This window comes from Pseudomonas sp. JE3303 (assembly GCF_056312565.1).
In genome coordinates this window covers 249140-268557 of the sequence record NZ_JBWGIF010000004.1, presented here as the reverse complement: position 1 = coordinate 268557, position 19418 = coordinate 249140, and the positions used below count along the sequence as shown (strand labels likewise).

Genomic DNA, 19418 nt, shown 5'->3' with positions numbered 1-19418 from the left:
AGCCGTCAAGCGGGTCATGCTTTATTATCCAGCATCTTTTTCAGACCATCGAGAGGCGTGCGGCCCCACACGCGGGCAGATGGCACGCAGGAAGCCCGGACTAATAAGATGGCATTGAAATCCCCCGCGTTTCGTAGAAAATTTCCGTTGCTGGTGACCGGCGGTCTGCTGGCCCTGCAACCCTTTGCCACCTCTTACGTCGTGGCAGCCGAGCAGTTCGACTGCCAAGTGTCCGCCGCCGGTGGCTGGGACTGCAAGCCCAAGACTTCCGCGACCTCCCTGCCGCCGCGCCCGGTCCATGAGGGCGCAGCCGTCAGTTCCAGTGGCGAGGCCGCGGCCGAAGGTGGCGAAGCCGCCACCACGGACAGCGAGTCCAAGCCGGTGCTGGTCACCGAGAGCAAGGGCCGTGGCCTGAAGTCGCGCAGCGCCGACTACAGCCACCTGGACTGGGTCCCGCGCGACCAGCTCACTCCTGCCCAGCTGGCCGAGACCGGCCCGTACTGCGGTGGTGCCTATATCGAGCCGGTCCGCCCGGGCATGGCCGACACCACGCCCAAGGACGAGTCGCCGACCTACCTCAACGCCAAGGTTTCCAAGTACCAGCAGGAGCAGCAGATCGCGACTCTCGCCGGCGACGTGGTCATGCGCCAGGGCAGCATGCAGGCCGAGGCCGACGAGGCCAATCTCTACCAGGCCGAGAACCGCGGCGAGCTCAAGGGCAACGTCAAGATCCGTGACAACGGCTCGCTGGTAGTGGGCGATCGCGCCGAGATCCAGCTCGACACGGGCGAGGCCCAGGTCGACAACGCCGAGTACGTGATGCACAAGTCGCGCATACGCGGTAATGCCCTGTACGCCAAGCGTGCCGAAAACGCGGTCATTCGCCTCAAGGATGGTACCTACACCACCTGCGAGCCGAACAGCAACGCCTGGCAGCTCAAGGGCAACAACATCACCCTGAACCCGGCCACCGGCTTCGGCACCGCGACCAACGTCACGCTGCGGGTCAAGGACATTCCGGTGTTCTACACACCGTATATCTACTTCCCGATCGACGACCGCCGCCAGTCCGGTTTCCTGCCGCCGTCGTTCAGCACCAGCAGCGACACCGGCTTCATGCTGGTCACCCCGTACTACTTCAACCTGGCGCCCAACTACGACGCCACGTTGTATCCACGCTACATGACCAAGCGCGGCCTGTTGATGGAAGGCGAGTTCCGCTACCTGACGGAATCGAGCGAAGGCCAGGTCGGTGGCGCGTACCTGAACGACAAGGACGACGACCGCAAGGATCAGACTGATTACAAGGATCAGCGCTGGATGGTCAACTGGCAGCACAAGGGCGGCCTGGATTCGCGCCTGCTGACCGAGGTCGACTACACCGATATCAGCGATCCGTTCTACTTCCAGGACCTGGAGTCGGAGCAGATCGGGGTAGAAAGTCGCGACTTCCTGAATCAACAGGGTGCGTTGACCTACCGTGGCGAAAGCTACACGGCTCGCTTGAATGCGCAGGCTTACGAGCTGGCAACCATTTCGCAGATCACACCGTACGACAAACTCCCGCAGATCACTTTCAACGGGATGCTGCCGTATCATCCGGGTGGCCTGGACTTCAGCTACGAGACCGAAGCCGTGCGCTTTGATCGTGACCTGAAGGATGACCTGGTCTTCAACGAAGACGGTGAGCTCGATACCAGTATTGGAGGCGCGCCGGGGCGTCGCCTGGACGAGAGTGTCACGGGCATCGCGCGCGCCAACGGCACCCGTCTGAACGCTGCACCGGCCATCAGCCTGCCGATGCAGGCCAGCTATGGCTTCATCACACCCAAGCTCAAGTACGTCTACACCAAGTACGACCTGGACCTGGACAGCCAGGGTAGAGAGCAGGCGGTGGCCCAGTCTGCCAACTCGGCATATGGCAGCTACAGCAGCTCCATCAACCGCAGCATCCCGGTCTTCAGCGTCGACAGCGGCCTGTACTTCGACCGCAACACCCAGTGGTTCGGCAAGAATTACCGCCAGACCCTCGAACCGCGCCTGTTCTACCTCTATGTCCCATACGAGGACCAGAAGGACATCCCGCTGTTCGATACCGGCGAGTCGACCTTCAGCTATTCCTCGCTGTTCCGCGACAACCGCTTCAGCGGCACCGACCGCATCGGCGACGAGAACAAGCTGTCGCTGGGCGTGACCAACCGCTGGATCGAGGAAAACGGCTTCGAGCGCCAGCGCCTCAGCGTCGGCCAGGCCTATTACTTCAAGGACCGCAAGGTCCAGCTGCCTGGCATCGACTTCGATACTCGCCAGGACGCCCAGTCCGATGTCTCGCCGTACGCACTCGAGTACGAGTACAACTTCAACCGCGACTGGCGCTTCAATTCGGACTTCAACTGGGACCCGGACAGCCGCAGCACCCGTTCGGGCAGCGCGATGTTCCACTACCAGCCTGAAGACAATCCGAACAAGGTCGTCAACCTGGGCTACCGCTACCGCAACGACCAGATCACCTACGACTCGCTGACGGGTACCTGGAAGGTGGGCGGCGGTGACTACGGCACCCCGGGCGATCCGAACTACATCAAGGACTACTACAAGATCCAGCAGCACGACTTCTCGGTCATGTGGCCGATCGTGCCGCAGTGGTCCGTCATCGCCCGCTGGCAGCACGACTACAACCGCAACCGTACCCTGGAAGCCTTCGGTGGTTTCGAGTACGACAACTGCTGCTGGAAGCTGCGCGTGATCAACCGTTACTGGATCGACTACGACGACTTCAGCCAGGCTACGCCGCAAAACGAAAAAGGCGACCACGGTGTCTTCCTGCAGATCGTGCTGAAAGGCCTCGGTGGTGTAGTGGGCAACAAGGTCGAATCGTTCCTCGACCAAGGCATTCAAGGTTACCGTACACGTGAAGACCAAGCTTATTGATCGTCTGCGCCCGCTGATGCTGGGCGCCGCAATGCTGAGTGGCGCGGTGCATGCCGCGGTGCAACCGCTGGACCGTGTCGTGGCCATCGTCGACAACGACGTGGTCATGCAGAGCCAGCTCAACCAGCGTACCCACGAAGTGCAGCAAACCATCGCCAAGCGTGGCGGTGGCGTGCCGCCGGCCAGCGCACTGGAGCAGCAGGTGCTGGAGCGCCTTATCGTCGAGAACCTGCAACTGCAGATCGGCGAACGCTCCGGCATCCGCATCACCGACGAGGAACTGAACCAGGCCATCGGCACCATTGCCCAGCGCAATGGCATGAGCGTGGAGCAGTTCCGCGCCGCGCTGGCCCATGACGGCCTGTCGTATGATGACGCTCGCGAGCAGGTCAAGCGCGAGATGGTCATCAGCCGTGTTCGCCAGCGCCGGGTGGCCGAGCGTATCCAGGTCTCAGAGCAGGAAGTGAAGAACTTCCTCGCCTCCGACCTGGGCAAGGCTCAGCTCTCCGAGGAGTTCCGCCTGGCCAACATCCTGATCCCCACGCCGGAAAGCGCCAGTTCCGATGCTATCCAGGCTGCGGGCAAGCAAGCCGTCGAGACCTACAAGCAGCTCAAGAGCGGTGCGGACTTCGGTCAGCTGGCCATCGCTCGCTCGGGCAGCGAAAACGCCCTGGAAGGCGGCGAGATGGGCTGGCGCAAGGCAGCCCAGCTGCCACCTCCGTTCGATCGCCTGCTCAGCTCCATGGCCGTGGGCGATGTGACCGAGCCGGTACGCACTCCAGGCGGCTTCATCATCCTCAAGCTGCAGGAAAAGCGCGGCGGTGGGCAGATGCTGCGTGATGAAGTGCATGTGCGCCACATCCTGATCAAGCCTAGCGAGATCCGCAGCGAGGCCGCCACCGAGCAATTGGCCGACCGCCTCTACGAGCGTATCCGCAATGGCGAAGATTTCGCCGAACTGGCGAAGAGCTTCTCGGAAGACCCGGGCTCAGCGCTCAATGGCGGCGACCTGAACTGGGTCGATCCGAACAGCCTGGTGCCGGAATTCCGCGAAGTGATGGCCAACGCACCGCAAGGCGAGGTCTCCCGTCCGTTCAAGACCCAGTACGGCTGGCACGTGCTCGAAGTGCTTGGCCGCCGCGCGACCGACAGCACCGAGCAGGCTCGCGAGCAACAAGCCATGAATGTGCTGCGCAACCGCAAGTATGACGAGGAGCTGCAGACCTGGCTGCGCCAGATCCGCGACGAAGCCTACGTCGAGATCAAGCTGCCTGGCGCCGACCAGGCCACCCAGTGAAACATCCGCGCTTCGCCCTGACCCCGGGCGAGCCGGCCGGCATAGGTCCCGACCTGTGCCTGCTGCTCGCCGCCGGGGCCCAGCCCCACCCTCTGATCGCCATCACCAGCCGTGACCTGCTCGCCGAGCGGGCCATGCAGCTGGGGTTGGCGGTCAACCTGCTACCCGTCGCGCCGGGTGCCTGGCCAGATGTCCCGGCGCCCGAAGGCAGCCTGTACGTGTGGGACACACCGCTGGCCACGCCTGTCGTCCCGGGGCAACTGGACAAGGCCAACGCCGCCTTTGTCCTGCAGACCCTCACTCGTGCTGGCCAAGGCTGCCTGGACGGGTCGTTCGCGGGGATGATCACCGCCCCGGTGCACAAGGGCGTGATCAACGAAAGCGGCATCGCTTTCTCAGGTCATACCGAATTCCTTGCCGAGCTGACCCACACCTCCCAGGTGGTGATGATGCTTGCCACGCGCGGCTTGCGCGTGGCGCTGGTCACCACCCACTTGCCGTTGCGTGATGTGGCCGATGCGATTACCGCTGAGCGCCTGGAGCGAGTCACGCGGATCCTGCATGCCGACCTGCGTGACAAGTTCGGCATCGCCAAACCGCGCATCCTGGTCTGCGGTCTCAACCCCCATGCTGGGGAAAGCGGCCATCTGGGCCGTGAAGAAATCGAAATCATCGAGCCGGCGCTCGATCGCTTGCGCAGCGAAGGCATTGACCTGCGCGGCCCGTTGCCGGCCGACACCCTGTTTACCCCCAAATATCTGGAGCACTGCGACGCAGTGCTGGCGATGTACCACGACCAGGGCCTGCCCGTGCTCAAGTTCAAAGGCTTTGGCGCGGCGCTCAACGTGACCCTGGGGCTGCCAATCATCCGTACCTCGGTTGATCATGGCACTGCCCTGGACCTCGCCGGTACCGGCAAGGTCGACACCGGCAGCCTGCAGGTCGCGCTGGAAACCGCTTACCAGATGGCCGAGACCCAACTATGAACGAGCAATACCAACACCGGGCGCGCAAGCGCTTCGGGCAGAACTTCCTGCACGACGCGGGCGTGATCGACCGTATCCTGCGCGCGATCAACGCCAAGGCGGGCGAGCACCTGCTGGAGATCGGCCCGGGCCAGGGCGCCCTGACCGAAGGCCTGCTGGGCAGCGGCGCGCAGCTGGACGTGGTCGAGCTGGACAAGGACCTGGTGCCGATCCTGCAGCACAAGTTCGCCAATAGCGGCAATTTCCGCCTGCACCAGGGCGATGCGTTGAAATTCGATTTCAACCAGCTGGGCGTTCCCGCCCGCAGCCTGAAAGTTGTCGGCAACCTGCCGTACAATATTTCGACACCACTGATCTTCCACCTCCTCAAGCACGCAGACCTGATCCGCGACATGCACTTCATGCTGCAGAAGGAAGTGGTCGAGCGCCTGGCCGCGGGCCCTGGCGGCGGCGACTGGGGTCGCCTGTCGATCATGGTCCAGTACCACTGCCGGGTCGAACACCTGTTCAACGTCGGCCCTGGCGCGTTCAATCCACCGCCAAAGGTCGACTCTGCCATCGTGCGCCTGGTGCCGCACGAAACCTTGCCGCACCCGGCCAAGGACCCACGCATGCTTGAACGCGTTGTTCGCGAAGCCTTCAACCAGCGCCGCAAGACCCTGCGCAATACCCTCAAGGGCCTGCTCGACAGCGCCGCTATCGAAGCAGCAGGCGTCGATGGCAGCCTGCGGCCCGAACAACTGGACCTGGCCGCGTTCGTGCGCCTGGCCGACCAGTTGGCGGAGCAGGCTCCAGAAGCCTGATTCATCGGCAACGACGCCGCAACCGGTGGGAGCAGGCCAGTCACGACTGGCCTCCTCCCCCGCCAATGTCCTAGACTGCAGGCATAGCCGTATCCGCGTCTGTTTGTCCAAGGCCCCTTGCATGTCTGATCCTCGCTACCAGATCGACGTCAGCGTCGTGACCCGCTACCTCAAAGAACAATCCGATCCCGAGAACGAGCGCTTCGCCTTTGCCTACACCATTACCGTGCAAAACAACGGCAGTGTGTCGGCCAAGCTGATGTCGCGTCACTGGCTCATCACCAATGGCGATGGCCAGGTCGAAGAAGTCCGTGGGGCTGGCGTGATCGGCCAGCAGCCGCTGATCGAGCCCGGTCAGAGCCATACCTACAGCAGTGGCGCGGTCATCAGTACCCGGGTTGGCGCCATGCAGGGCAGTTACCAGATGTTTGCCGAAGACGGCAAACGCTTCGACGCCACGATAGCCCCATTCAGCCTGGCGGTTCCTGGAGCCTTGCACTGATGGCGGTGTATGCCGTGGGCGATCTGCAGGGTTGCTTGCAGCCGCTGAAGTGCCTGCTTGAGCGGGTTGGCTTCAACCCCTCCGTCGACCGCCTGTGGCTGGTCGGCGACCTGGTCAACCGCGGGCCGCAATCGCTAGAGACATTGCGCTACCTGTACGCCATGCGCGACTCGCTGGTCTGCGTGCTGGGTAATCACGACCTCCACCTTCTGGCCGCCTGGCACGACATCGAGCGCCTGAAGAAAAGCGATACCCTGCGCGAGATCTTCGAGGCACCCGATGCCGACCAGTTGCTCGACTGGCTGCGACGGCAAAAGCTGCTGCATTACGATGAAGCGCGAAGTGTCGCCCTGGTGCATGCCGGCATTCCGCCTCAATGGACCCTCGGCACGGCACTGGCGCTGGCAGGAGAGGTGGAGGAAGTACTGCGGGATGACACCCGCCTGAAGCTTTACCTCGATGGCATGTACGGCAATGAGCCGAACAAGTGGAGCAAGCAGCTGAGCGGCGTTGAACGCCTGCGGGTCATCACCAACTATTTCACGCGCATGCGTTTCTGCACGGCCGAAGGCAAGCTGGACCTCAAGAGCAAGGAAGGCCTGGACACCGCGCCAAAAGGCTACAAGCCGTGGTTCGCCCACAAGGGCCGGCGCTCACGCCATGTCGACATCATTTTCGGCCACTGGGCGGCCCTGGAAGGGCGTGTCAGCGAGCCAGGCGTCATCGCGCTCGACACCGGTTGCGTCTGGGGCGGTGCCATGACCTTGTACAACGTCGATACCGGCGCGTATCACCGCTGCGAATGCACCGGCGACGGCATGCCGCGCGTATCGCCTCAACCCGCTAGAATCAACGGCCAGTCCTGAAGGAGACCGCCCCCATGAGCGAATTCAAACGCATCCCTCCCGAGCAGGCCCACATACTGCGTGAGCAAGGCGCGGTCGTGGTCGACATCCGCGATGCCCAATCCTATGCCGCCGGCCACATCACTGGCGCGCAGCATCTGGATAACCACTCGGTCGCGGAGTTCATCCGCGCCGCCGATCTCGATGCACCGACGCTGGTGGTCTGCTACCACGGCAACTCCAGCCAGAGCGCCGCCGCCTACCTCGTCGCCCAAGGCTTTTCGGATGTGTACAGCATCGATGGCGGCTTTGAACTGTGGCGCAGCACCTACCCCGCGCAAACCGCCCAAGGCACCGCCGAATAAATTTTTCAAATTCCTGCAGCCCGCGTCCCGTACGGGCTGGCAGCCAAGCTGACGAACGGTCATGGGCAACTTCTCGGCGCCATGACCTTGACCTTGCGCAGAACCAACTATCCTTAAGCCCAGGCCATCCAAAAAGGGGAGAGCCGGTACACCGGCGTGCGGGTCATCGGTAGCGTTTCGAAGGTGTTCTGGGGGGTAAACAGCAACCGGCAACCCGGTTGCATGCCAGCATCAAGCTGACTGATCCGGCGTCGGCTCCACGTATCGAGCGAGGTGACGTCATGAGTATTTTTAGCCACTTCCAACAACGTTTCGAGTCAACACGCCAGGAAGAACTCACGCTGCAGGAGTACCTCGAGCTCTGCAAAGAGGATCGCAGTGCCTATGCTTCGGCGGCCGAACGCCTGTTGCTGGCAATCGGGGAGCCAGAGCTGGTCGACACCTCCAGCAATTCACGTTTGTCGCGGATCTTTTCCAACAAGGTGATACGCCGCTATCCGGCCTTTGCCGACTTCCATGGCATGGAAGAATGCATCGACCAGATCGTCTCCTACTTCCGCCATGCCGCGCAGGGCCTGGAAGAAAAGAAACAGATCCTCTACCTGCTGGGTCCGGTGGGTGGCGGCAAATCTTCGCTGGCCGAAAAACTCAAGCAGCTGATCGAGAAAGTGCCCTTCTATGCGATCAAGGGCTCACCGGTATTCGAGTCGCCGCTGGGGCTGTTCAACGCCACCGAGGATGGCGCGATTCTCGAAGAAGACTTCGGCATATCCCGACGCTATCTCAACACCATCATGTCGCCATGGGCGACCAAGCGGCTGGCAGAGTTCGGGGGCGACATCAGCCAGTTCAAGGTAGTGAAGCTCTACCCTTCGATTCTCAACCAGATCGCAGTAGCCAAGACTGAGCCCGGTGACGAGAACAACCAGGACATCTCGGCCCTCGTGGGCAAGGTGGATATCCGCAAGCTCGAGGAATTCCCGCAGAACGACGCCGATGCCTACAGCTACTCGGGCGCACTGTGCCGGGCCAACCAGGGCCTGATGGAATTCGTCGAGATGTTCAAGGCGCCGATCAAGGTCCTCCACCCATTGCTGACCGCCACTCAGGAAGGCAACTACAACAGTACCGAAGGCCTGGGGGCCATCCCCTATTCCGGCATCCTGCTAGCCCACTCCAACGAATCGGAATGGCACAGCTTCCGCAACAACAAGAACAACGAAGCTTTCATCGACCGTATCTATATCGTCAAGGTCCCCTACTGCCTGCGGGTCAGCGACGAGATCAAGATCTACGACAAGCTCCTGTTCAACAGCTCGCTGTCCAAGGCTCACTGCGCACCAGACACCCTCAAGATGCTGGCCCAGTTCACGGTTCTGTCGCGCCTCAAGGAGCCGGAAAACTCCAACATCTACTCGAAGATGCGTGTCTATGACGGCGAGAACCTGAAAGACACCGATCCGAAGGCCAAGTCGATCCAGGAGTACCGCGACTCGGCTGGCGTCGACGAAGGCATGAACGGCCTGTCGACCCGCTTCGCATTCAAGATCCTGTCCAAGGTGTTCAACTTCGACCCGCACGAGATCGCAGCCAACCCTGTGCACCTGCTCTACGTGCTTGAGCAGCAGATCGAACAGGAGCAGTTCCCGGCTGAAGTGCGCGAGCGCTACCTGCGCTACCTCAAGGAGTACCTGGCGCCACGCTATATCGAGTTCATCGGCAAGGAGATCCAGACGGCATACCTGGAATCCTACAGCGAGTACGGCCAGAACATCTTCGACCGCTACGTGCTGTACGCCGACTTCTGGATTCAGGATCAGGAATACCGCGATCCCGAAACCGGCGAGATCCTCAATCGGATCGCCCTCAACGAAGAGCTGGAGAAGATCGAGAAGCCGGCGGGTATCAGCAATCCGAAGGACTTCCGCAACGAGATCGTGAACTTCGTATTGCGCGCACGGGCCAACAACAACGGCAAGAATCCGACTTGGCTGAGCTATGAAAAACTGCGGGTGGTGATCGAGAAGAAAATGTTCTCCAACACCGAGGACCTGCTGCCGGTCATCAGCTTCAATGCCAAGGCGAGCAAGGAGGACCAGCAGAAGCACAACGACTTCGTCACCCGCATGGTGGAACGTGGCTATACCGACAAACAGGTACGCCTGCTTTCGGAATGGTACCTGCGGGTCAGGAAGTCGCAGTAAGCGGCAAGCTACAAGCCTCAAGCTGCAAGCCGAGCGTCGTGAAATCGAGATCCACGCCCGGCTTGCGGCCTTTGCGGTTGTCTTGTCTTGTAGCTTGCAGCTTGCAGCTTGACGCTGCCTAGCACCGGAGAGCCTATGAGTTACGTTATCGACCGACGCCTGAACGGCAAGAACAAGAGCACGGTCAACCGCCAGCGTTTCTTGCGGCGGTACCGCGATCACATCAAGAAGGCCGTCGAAGAGGCGGTCAGCCGCCGCTCGATCACCGACATGGAGCACGGCGAGCAGATCAGCATTCCGGGACGCGATATCGACGAGCCCGTGCTGCATCATGGCCGTGGCGGCAAGCAGACCGTGGTGCATCCAGGCAACAAGGAATTCACCGCTGGCGAGCATATTCCCAGGCCACAGGGTGGCGGGGGTGGTGGTGGACGTGGCAAGGCGGGCAACTCTGGCGAAGGCATGGACGAATTCGTCTTCCAGATCACCCAGGAAGAGTTTCTCGAGTTCATGTTCGAAGACCTGGAGCTGCCTAACCTGGTCAAGCGTCACCTCACCGGCACCGATACCTTCAAGACTGTGCGTGCGGGTATCGCCAACGAAGGCAACCCATCGCGAATCAACATCATCCGTACCCTTCGCTCCGCACATGCCCGGCGCATCGCGCTGACCGGCAGCAGCCGCGCCAAGCTGCGCGAGGCCCAGGCCGAACTGGCCCGCCTGAAGGTGGAAGAGCCCGACAACTTCACGGACATCCAGGAAGTAGAAGTCGAGATTGCCCGCCTCAGTGCGCGAATCAACCGCCTGCCCTTCCTCGATACCTTCGACCTCAAGTACAACCTGCTGGTCAAGCAACCCAACCCGAGCTCCAAGGCCGTGATGTTTTGCCTGATGGACGTGTCCGGCTCGATGACCCAGGCCACCAAGGACATCGCGAAGCGCTTCTTCATCCTGTTGTACCTGTTCCTCAAGCGTAACTACGAGCGCATCGAGGTGGTATTCATCCGCCACCACACCAGCGCCCGGGAAGTCGACGAGGAAGAGTTCTTCTATTCCCGGGAAACCGGCGGCACCATCGTCTCCAGCGCGCTGAAGCTGATGCAGGAGATCATGGCCGAACGCTACCCGGCCAACGACTGGAACATATACGCTGCCCAGGCTTCCGACGGCGACAACTGGAACGACGATTCGCCAATCTGCCGGGAGATCCTGACCAAGCAGATCATGCCGTTCGTCCAGTATTACACCTACGTGGAAATCACTCCCCGCGAACACCAGGCGTTGTGGTACGAATACGAGCGTATCGGTGACAGCTTCGCCGATACCTTCGCCCAGCAGCAGTTGGTATCGGCCGGAGATATCTATCCGGTCTTCCGTGAACTCTTCCAGCGCAGGTTAGCCACATGACCTCCAGAGCGCAGAAACGCCAACACCTCTCCACCGGGTCCGAGTGGACATTCGAGCTGATCCAGTCCTACGACCGCGAGATCAGCCGCCTGGCCGCGCGCTATGCCCTTGACACTTATCCCAATCAGATCGAGGTGATCACCGCCGAGCAGATGATGGATGCCTACGCTTCCGTCGGCATGCCGCTGGGCTATCACCACTGGTCATACGGCAAGCAGTTCCTCAGTACCGAGAAATCCTATACCCGCGGGCAGATGGGCCTGGCGTACGAGATCGTGATCAACTCCGATCCCTGCATCGCCTATCTCATGGAAGAAAACACCATGTGCATGCAGGCGCTGGTGATCGCCCACGCATGTTATGGGCACAACAGCTTCTTCAAGGGTAATTACCTGTTCCGAACGTGGACCGACGCCAGCTCGATCATCGACTACCTGGTGTTTGCCAAGCAATACATCAGCCAGTGCGAAGAGCGCCACGGCATCGATGCGGTGGAAGACCTGATCGACTCCTGCCATGCCTTGATGAACTATGGCGTCGACCGCTACAAGCGCCCCTACCCCATTTCCGCCGAAGAAGAACGGCGTCGGCAGAAGGAGCGAGAGGAGCATCTGCAACGCCAGATCAACGACCTCTGGCGGACCATTCCCAAAGGCGCGGACAAGGCAAGCGATCGTGATGGCGCACGCTTCCCCGCCGAACCTCAGGAAAATATCCTCTATTTCATCGAAAAGCATGCCCCGCTACTTGAGCCTTGGCAGCGCGAGATCGTCCGGATTGTCCGCAAGATTGCCCAGTATTTCTATCCACAGCGTCAGACCCAGGTCATGAACGAAGGTTGGGCCACGTTCTGGCACTACACGCTGATGAACGACCTGTACGACGAGGGCCTGGTGACCGATGGATTCATGATGGAATTCCTGCAGTCGCATACCAGCGTGGTATTCCAGCCAGGTTTCGACAGCCCCTACTACAGCGGTATCAACCCCTATGCACTGGGCTTTGCCATGTACCGTGACATTCGCAGGATCTGCGAACATCCCACGGACGAAGACCGGCGCTGGTTCCCCGACATTGCCGGCAGTGACTGGCTGTCGACCATCAAGTTCGCCATGAGCAGCTTCAAGGACGAGAGCTTCATCCTGCAGTATCTGTCGCCTACCGTGATTCGCGACCTGAAGCTGTTCAGCATCCTCGACGATGACCAGCGCGATGACCTGCTGGTCCCGGCGATCCATGATGACGACGGCTATCGCATCATCCGCGAAACCCTGGCAGCGCAGTACAACCTGGGCAACCGCGAACCCAACGTGCAGATCTGGAGCATCGACCGCCGTGGCGACCGCTCGCTGACCCTGCGCCACCAGCAGCACAACCGCAAGCCCCTGGGCGACTCTACCGATGAAGTGCTCAAGCACCTGCACCGCTTGTGGGGGTTCGACATCCATCTGGACACCGTGCAAGGCGACCAGATCATGAAGACCCACCACATGCCGCCCCGCGGCGAGCATGGCGAAGGCGGCGACTACGGGCGCATGGATCTGGCCGTGGTTCATCTGTAGCAGCCCTGCGTTGTTGCCCACGGGTTATCCTGTGGGCAACAACGGAGGCATTTCATGCAGATCTACAAAGTTGGCGGCGCCGTGCGCGATCGCCTGCTCGGCCGCCCGGTCCACGACATCGACTGGCTGGTCGTCGGGTCCAGTGTCGAGCAGATGCAGGCCTTGGGCTATCGCCCGGTCGGGGCAGACTTCCCGGTATTCATCCATCCCAGGAGCGGCGAGGAGTACGCCCTTGCCCGCACCGAACGCAAGAGCGGGCGAGGCTATGGCGGCTTCACTTTCCACGCCAGTCCCGACGTGACCCTGGAAGAAGACCTGACCCGCCGCGACCTGACCATCAATGCCATGGCCGAGGACGAACAGGGCAACGTCTGTGATCCGTACCAGGGACAGAAAGACCTTGAGGACCGTTTACTGCGCCATGTGTCACCGGCCTTTGCCGAGGACCCTTTGCGCGTTCTGCGCGTGGCCCGCTTCGCGGCGCGCTATGCCCCGCTGGGGTTTCGCGTAGCGGATGAAACGCTGGCACTGATGCGCCAGATCAGTGAGTCCGGCGAGTTGCAGGCTCTTACCGCCGAACGCAGCTGGAAAGAGATCGAGCGCGCGCTGATGGAGACCCAGCCGCAGGTATTCATCCAGGTGCTGCGTGATTGCGGCGCGCTGGGAGAACTGATGCCTGAAGTGGACGCGCTGTTCGAGTCGCCCGACAGGGGCATGCATACCCTCGCGGTACTGGAGCAGGCGGCGCTGTCCGAGCAGCCATTGAACGTGCGCTGGGCTTGCCTGCTGATCGGCCTGGGTGAAGGAATCGACGCGGTCAGCAAGCGTTTCAAGGCCCCGCGCGAGTGCCAGGAGCTGGCTGCGCTGGTCGGAGAGTATCACGCGGATTGCAACCGAGCCGAAGAGCTGCCGGCCGCTGCCCTGCTGGACATGCTTCAGCGATTCGACGTGTACCGGCGTCCGCAGCGGCTTGAGGACTTCATTGCAGTTTGCGAGATGGACGCGCGGGCGCGAGACAGGAGTTATCCACAAGCTGACTACCTGCGGGGCGCGGTGGCTGCGGTGAAGGCGGTGCAGGTGCAGGCATTGGTAGAGCGGGGGCTGACGGGGCAGGCGCTGGGGGAGGCGATCAAGGCGCTGCGGCTGGAAGCCTTGGATAAACTCCGGCAAGGCCTCTAGCTCCTATGCAGGCCTCTTCGCTGGCAAGCCAGCGAAGAGGCCTGGACAGACGGCAAAAATCTCGATCAGGCTCGAGTCAACTGCACCCCACGCCACTCGAACGCCACCGGCGCCAGCACCTGGTCGATCCGCGCCTCCCGCCACAACTGCTCCATGCTCTTCCCCTCCCCCGGATGCACCAACTCAGGCGCAATCAAGGACAACGGCCACAACACGAAGGCATTCCTGAGGATCTCCGCCCGCGGCAAGGTCAGCCCATCGAAGCTACCGTGCAGATCGTCATACATCAGCACATCGATATCCAGCGGCAAACCCTTGCGGTCCGGCGCGTACCGGCCATTTTCAGCTTCGATGAACTTGAGCCGGCGGTCCAGCTCCAGCAAGGGCAACCGCGTCTGTCCAGTCACTACCAGGTTGTAGAACGGCCCGCTCTTGATCCCCACCGCCTGGCTCTCGAACACCGCCGAGCAACGCATGCCGTCAAGAATGCCGGCCAAGGCATCAAGCCCGGCGCGCAGGTGCGCCTCGCGGTCGATATTGCTGCCAAGTCCCAGGTATACCGTGCTCAGAGACATCCGCGCTCGATCTCCACGCCAACCCCACCGCGGGCCGCTGGCACCGCACCAGGCTTGGTCAGTTTCAACCGCAGCCAGGGAATGTCGAATTCGCTCATCAGCACGGCGGCGAGGCGTTCGGCAAAGGTTTCGACCAGCTCGAACCTCGCCTGCTCGGCAAATGCCTGGATGCGCGCGCTCACGCTGGCATAGTCCAGCGCCAGGTTGAGATCGTCACCCGCCGCGGCTGGGCGGTTGTCCCAGGCGAAACTCAGGTCCAGGCGCAGGCATTGGCGAATATCCCGCTCCCAGTCATAGGCACCGATGACGGTATCGACTTCCAGGCCTTCGATGAACACTCTGTCCAAGCACTTCTCTCCACAGCACGACAAGGGCGACTTGCGCCGTTAGAATCAGGGCGTCCTCGCCCGGAATAGTAAGCATGTTTTGGTTACTGGCGCTGCTCGCCTACCTGCTTGGCTCGCTGTCCTTTGCCATCCTCCTGAGCCGCCTCACGGGCAGCCCGGATCCGCGTTCCTGCGGTTCGGGCAACGCCGGGGCCACCAACATGCTGCGCCTGGCAGGCCGCAGACTGGCGATCCTGACCCTGCTCGGCGACCTGTGCAAGGGCCTGTTGCCCGTGCTGGCGGCGCGCCTGGCCGGTCTTGACCTGCAGGAACAGGCCTGGATAGGCGTCTGCGCCGTGCTCGGCCACCTGTTTCCTCTGTATTTCCGCTTCCAGGGCGGCAAAGGCGTGGCAACAGCGGCAGGCTTGCTCATGGGGTTGTACTTTCCGGCCGCGGTGCTGGCGATTCTCGCCTGGGTGCTCACCTTCTGCCTTACCCGCACCAGCTCGCTGGCCGCCCTCATTGCAACGCCACTGATACTGCCGCTGCTGGCCTGGCGCGAGCCCGAGGCACTGCTGCCGATGACCGTGCTGACGGCAATGATCGTGTGGCGTCACCGCAGCAATCTACGCGACCTTTTTGCAGGACGCGAACGGCATTTCTGAATCGACTCCCTGAGCCCGGCTCACGCTTGCAAGGCTGGCAGTTGCTCCATCGGCCAGCGCGCCTGCACGCTGATCGCCAGGTCCTGCCGCTGCCCCGCCATCAGGCGTTGACAGCCGGCGTAGGCGATCATCGCGCCGTTATCGGTGCAAAACTCCGGGCGGGCGTAGTACACGTTGCCACCCAGGCTGCCCAGCATGTCCTCCAGAGAGGCGCGCAGGGCCTTGTTCGCACTGACGCCGCCAGCGATCACCAGGCGCTTGAGGCCGGTCTGCTTGAGCGCGCGCTTGCACTTGATGGTCAGCGTATCCACCACCGCCTGCTGGAACGCCAGCGAGACGTCGCAACGGGTCTGCTCGCCATCGTCCCCGGCATTGCGGCATTGCTGCCAGGTATTGAGGGCAAAGGTCTTCAGGCCGCTGAAGCTGAATTCGAGGCCCGGACGGTCGGTCATCGGCCGCGGGAACACGAAGCGGCCAGGCACGCCGCTTTCGGCCAGGCGGGCGATCTCGGGGCCGCCGGGGTAGTTCAGGCCGATCATCTTGGCTGTCTTGTCGAACGCCTCGCCTGCAGCGTCATCCAGGCTTTCGCCGAGGAGTTCGTACTGGCCGATGCCATCCACACGCACAAGCTGCGTATGTCCACCCGACACCAACAATGCGACGAACGGGAATTCCGGCGGCTGTTCTTCGAGCATCGGCGCCAACAGATGGCCTTCCATATGATGCACGCCCAAGGCCGGAATGCCCCAGGCAAACGCCAGTGCCTGGGCGCAGGAAGCACCAACCAGCAGTGCGCCAACCAGGCCAGGACCCGCGGTATAGGCGATGGCGTCGATCTCGGTGGCGACGCAGCCGGCCTCGTCGAGCACCTGGCGGATCAGCGGCAGCATGCGCTTGACGTGGTCACGCGAGGCGAGCTCGGGGACTACACCGCCATAGGCGCGGTGCAGGTCGATCTGGCTGAACAGCGCGTCGGCCAGCAGGCCCCGTTCACTGTCGTATAATGCGACGCCAGTTTCGTCGCAGGATGTTTCCAATCCCAGTACTAGCATGGGTCCGTGCCTTGTTTAGGCTGAATTCGAAGGCGCGCATGATAGTCCCCGTGTTCAGTGCCGACCAGCGGTTTTCGATCAGAGGCTTTGCATTCCGGCTGGGTAAGGGTTAACATCCGCAACCCTTAAAAACCGACGTTCTCCAGCACACCTTTGTTTTGTAGGAGTCGTCTACCCCGGTCATGAATGAAGGTAGCCCTGGATGCCAGCCGTCAAAGTTAAAGAGAATGAACCCTTCGACGTAGCTCTGCGTCGTTTCAAGCGCTCCTGCGAAAAAGCCGGTGTACTGGCTGAAGTTCGTAGCCGCGAGTTTTACGAAAAGCCAACTTCCGAGCGCAAGCGCAAGGCTGCTGCTGCCGTAAAGCGTCACGCCAAGAAAGTACAGCGCGAACAGCGCCGCGCCGTTCGTCTGTACTGATACAGACGTTCATCGCAAGCTTCTGCCCGCCCGGCCCCAAGCCGGGCTGCCGGCAGCAAGTGGTTTGAAACCTTTGGCCTCGTGCCAGAGGCGCTCCATGCTCCCGCATGCGGGCAAACTGTACGAACACGTCAGAACTGGCTTTATCGCCAGCTGTGCACGTCCTGTCTGACGAGCCCTTGTGGCTGGCGACGAGCACGCTCCCTACCCGTTCCCGGGTGCCGCTATACGACACGCCTCGACCCGCAGCATTAGCGATTAGACTTGGCTTTTGCCTGATGACGAGAATGCCATGGCCGGGCTGATTCCCCAGAGCTTTATCGACGACCTTCTCAACCGCACCGACATTGTCGACGTGGTGAGTTCGCGCGTCCAGCTGAAAAGGGCCGGCAAGAATCTCACCGCCTGCTGTCCGTTCCACAAGGAAAAGACACCCTCTTTCAGTGTCAGCCCCGACAAACAGTTCTACTACTGCTTTGGTTGCGGCGCTGGCGGCAATGCTCTTGGCTTCATCATGGACCACGACAACCTGGATTTCCCACAGGCTGTCGAGGAACTGGCCAAGGCCGCTGGGATGGAAGTACCGCGGGAGGAAGGCCGCCGGGGGCAGAAGCCCCGTCAACCCACGGATTCGCCGCTCTATCCGCTGCTCGATGCGGCTGCCGAGTTCTACCGGCAGTCGCTGCGCAGCCACCCGAGCCGCAAGGCAGCGGTGGAATATCTGAAAGGACGCGGCCTGTCAGGTGAAATTGCCCGCGACTTTGGCCTTGGCTTCGCGCCCCCTGGCTGGGACAACCTGTTCAAGCACCTGGCCAGCGACACGTTGCAACAAAAGGCCATGATCGATGCCGGCCTGCTGATCGAGAATGCCGAGTCCGGCAAGCGCTACGACCGGTTCCGCGACCGGGTGATGTTCCCGATCCGCGACAGCCGCGGGCGCATCATCGCCTTTGGCGGACGCGTGCTTGGGGACGACAAGCCCAAGTACCTGAACTCGCCCGAAACTCCGGTCTTCCACAAGGGCCAGGAGCTCTACGGCCTGTTCGAGGCGCGCAAGTTCAACCGCAACCTCGACGAGATCATCGTGGTCGAGGGCTACATGGACGTCATCGCCCTGGCCCAGCAAGGCCTGCGCAACGCGGTGGCGACCCTCGGCACCTCCACCAGCGAGGAGCACCTCAAGCGCTTGTTCCGCGTGGTGCCGAGTGTGCTGTTCTGCTTTGACGGCGATCAGGCCGGCCGCAAGGCTGCGTGGCGCGCACTCGAGGCGGCCCTGTCCAGCCTGCAGGACGGGCGCAAGGCGCGCTTCCTGTTCCTGCCAGAGGGCGAGGACCCGGACAGCCTGGTCCGCGCGGAAGGCACCGATGCTTTCCGCGCGCGCATCAACCAGCATGCGCAGCCCTTGGCGGACTATTTCTTCGAGCAGTTGAGCAACGAGGCTGATCCACGCTCGCTCGAAGGCAAGGCGCATATGGCGACGCTTGCCGCGCCGTTGATCGAAAAGATTCCCGGCGTGAACCTGCGTGCGTTGATGCGCAACCGCCTGAAGGAGATCACCGGCCTGGACCACCAGCAGATGGAACAGCTGGCCCACAGTTCGCCCGCTGAAAGCGTGCCGGACTACGACCCGGGCCTGGACTACGATGCCATGGCCGGCTACACGCCGGACTACGGCGACTACCAGCAGGCCGACCCGTCGCACGCTCAGCAGCAGCGCCCCTGGACACCGAACAAGGGCGGCGGAAAGAAGCAGTGGGACGGCAAGCCCTGGGACAGGAAGGGCGGCAAGCCATGGCAGCGCGATGGCCAGCGCCAGGATGCCCCACCCAGGGTGCCCGCACCCGTGGAACCCCCGACCCTGAGCGCCCTGCGGACCCTCTTGCACCATCCGCAACTGGCCCGCAAGGTCGAGGGCGCCAGCCATTTCGCAGCGGAGGAACATGTCTACGCCCAACTGCTGGTAGCCCTGCTCGAGGCCTTGCAGAAGAATCCTGAGCTACGCTCTCTACAGCTCATCGCGCGCTGGCACGGTACCGAGCAAGGACGCCTGTTGCGCGCGCTGGCCGAAAAGGAATGGCTGATCGATGCCGATAACCTTGAACAACAGTTTTTCGACACCATAACTAGCTTGTCCGCTCGCCAGCGCGAGCGAAGCCTGGAACATCTGCTCAGGAAAGCACGTCAAAGTGAGTTGAGTGCAGACGAGAAAAACGAGCTGCGCGAATTGCTGAGCCGTAATGTTCCTGCACAAAGCCCGACCTCAACTGGCGCGTGAGGTCAATGCTCGGGTATAATCCTCGG

General features: G+C 61.9%; 17 protein-coding genes. 14 read left to right on the top strand and 3 right to left on the bottom strand.

Annotation, left to right across the window (positions count from 1 at the left end; all coding sequences use genetic code 11):
- Nucleotides 1–108 precede the first annotated feature (108 nt).
- From AC0ZZU_RS08210 to AC0ZZU_RS08160, 11 genes are all read left to right on the top strand, one after another.
- The gene (locus AC0ZZU_RS08210; protein WP_476340005.1) at nucleotides 109–2931 is read left to right on the top strand and encodes an LPS-assembly protein LptD; all 2823 of its coding nucleotides are present in this window, start codon (nucleotides 109–111) and stop codon (nucleotides 2929–2931) included.
- On the top strand, nucleotides 2912–4228 hold the full coding sequence (locus AC0ZZU_RS08205) for a peptidylprolyl isomerase (protein WP_476340004.1): 1317 nt from the start codon (nucleotides 2912–2914) through the stop codon (nucleotides 4226–4228). The genes AC0ZZU_RS08210 and AC0ZZU_RS08205 overlap by 20 nt, the downstream gene beginning before the upstream one ends.
- Nucleotides 4225–5214, top strand: coding sequence for a 4-hydroxythreonine-4-phosphate dehydrogenase PdxA (pdxA, locus tag AC0ZZU_RS08200; RefSeq protein WP_476340003.1), 990 nt, complete (start codon nucleotides 4225–4227; stop codon nucleotides 5212–5214). Before AC0ZZU_RS08205 ends, pdxA begins: the two co-directional genes overlap by 4 nt.
- On the top strand, nucleotides 5211–6017 hold the full coding sequence (rsmA, locus tag AC0ZZU_RS08195) for a 16S rRNA (adenine(1518)-N(6)/adenine(1519)-N(6))-dimethyltransferase RsmA (protein ID WP_476340002.1): 807 nt from the start codon (nucleotides 5211–5213) through the stop codon (nucleotides 6015–6017). The genes pdxA and rsmA overlap by 4 nt, the downstream gene beginning before the upstream one ends.
- Nucleotides 6018–6138: 121 nt before the next feature.
- Nucleotides 6139–6519 carry a Co2+/Mg2+ efflux protein ApaG gene (apaG, locus tag AC0ZZU_RS08190; RefSeq protein ID WP_476340001.1) on the top strand — a complete coding sequence of 127 codons (381 nt, stop codon included), beginning with the start codon at nucleotides 6139–6141 and terminating at the stop codon, nucleotides 6517–6519.
- Entirely contained in the window at nucleotides 6519–7385 is an 867-nt protein-coding gene (locus AC0ZZU_RS08185; protein WP_476340000.1) for a symmetrical bis(5'-nucleosyl)-tetraphosphatase, read from the top strand. Before apaG ends, AC0ZZU_RS08185 begins: the two co-directional genes overlap by 1 nt.
- A 14-nt stretch (nucleotides 7386–7399) precedes the next feature.
- Nucleotides 7400–7729, top strand: coding sequence for a thiosulfate sulfurtransferase GlpE (glpE, locus tag AC0ZZU_RS08180; RefSeq protein ID WP_476339998.1), 330 nt, complete (start codon nucleotides 7400–7402; stop codon nucleotides 7727–7729).
- Between the two features lie 281 nt (nucleotides 7730–8010).
- Nucleotides 8011–9933 (top strand): PrkA family serine protein kinase, encoded by a 1923-nt coding sequence (locus tag AC0ZZU_RS08175; RefSeq protein ID WP_476339996.1) that lies wholly within the window; start codon nucleotides 8011–8013, stop codon nucleotides 9931–9933.
- A 135-nt stretch (nucleotides 9934–10068) separates the two neighbouring features.
- A complete protein-coding gene (locus AC0ZZU_RS08170; protein ID WP_158465342.1) occupies nucleotides 10069–11340 on the top strand; it encodes a YeaH/YhbH family protein in 1272 nt (423 codons plus the stop codon).
- Nucleotides 11337–12902, top strand: coding sequence for a SpoVR family protein (locus tag AC0ZZU_RS08165; RefSeq protein ID WP_476339994.1), 1566 nt, complete (start codon nucleotides 11337–11339; stop codon nucleotides 12900–12902). Before AC0ZZU_RS08170 ends, AC0ZZU_RS08165 begins: the two co-directional genes overlap by 4 nt.
- 54 nt (nucleotides 12903–12956) lie before the next feature.
- Entirely contained in the window at nucleotides 12957–14081 is a 1125-nt protein-coding gene (locus AC0ZZU_RS08160) for a multifunctional CCA addition/repair protein (protein ID WP_476339992.1), read from the top strand.
- A gap of 65 nt (nucleotides 14082–14146) precedes the next feature.
- On the opposite strand, the gene folK is transcribed toward AC0ZZU_RS08160, so the two are convergent.
- Both folK and folB read right to left on the bottom strand, forming a co-directional pair.
- Nucleotides 14147–14656, bottom strand: coding sequence for a 2-amino-4-hydroxy-6-hydroxymethyldihydropteridine diphosphokinase (gene folK / locus AC0ZZU_RS08155; RefSeq protein ID WP_476339991.1), 510 nt, complete (start codon nucleotides 14654–14656; stop codon nucleotides 14147–14149).
- Complete coding sequence (folB, locus tag AC0ZZU_RS08150) at nucleotides 14647–15003, bottom strand: dihydroneopterin aldolase (RefSeq protein ID WP_476339990.1); 357 nt, start codon at nucleotides 15001–15003, stop codon at nucleotides 14647–14649. The genes folK and folB overlap by 10 nt, the downstream gene beginning before the upstream one ends.
- Nucleotides 15004–15077: 74 nt before the next feature.
- On the opposite strand from folB, the gene plsY reads away from it, so the two are divergent.
- A complete protein-coding gene (plsY, locus tag AC0ZZU_RS08145) occupies nucleotides 15078–15647 on the top strand; it encodes a glycerol-3-phosphate 1-O-acyltransferase PlsY (RefSeq protein WP_476339989.1) in 570 nt (189 codons plus the stop codon).
- A 20-nt stretch (nucleotides 15648–15667) separates the two neighbouring features.
- On the opposite strand, the gene tsaD is transcribed toward plsY, so the two are convergent.
- Nucleotides 15668–16699: a tRNA (adenosine(37)-N6)-threonylcarbamoyltransferase complex transferase subunit TsaD gene (gene tsaD / locus AC0ZZU_RS08140; RefSeq protein ID WP_476339988.1), complete on the bottom strand. Its 1032-nt coding sequence runs from the start codon at nucleotides 16697–16699 to the stop codon at nucleotides 15668–15670.
- 202 nt (nucleotides 16700–16901) lie between these two features.
- Between tsaD and rpsU the strand changes: the two genes are divergently transcribed.
- Together rpsU and dnaG are read left to right on the top strand one after the other, a co-directional pair.
- On the top strand, nucleotides 16902–17117 hold the full coding sequence (rpsU, locus tag AC0ZZU_RS08135; RefSeq protein WP_002551877.1) for a 30S ribosomal protein S21: 216 nt from the start codon (nucleotides 16902–16904) through the stop codon (nucleotides 17115–17117).
- Between the two features lie 292 nt (nucleotides 17118–17409).
- Nucleotides 17410–19392, top strand: a complete 1983-nt coding sequence (gene dnaG, locus AC0ZZU_RS08130; protein ID WP_476339987.1) for a DNA primase — start codon at nucleotides 17410–17412, stop codon at nucleotides 19390–19392.
- Nucleotides 19393–19418 lie beyond the last annotated feature (26 nt).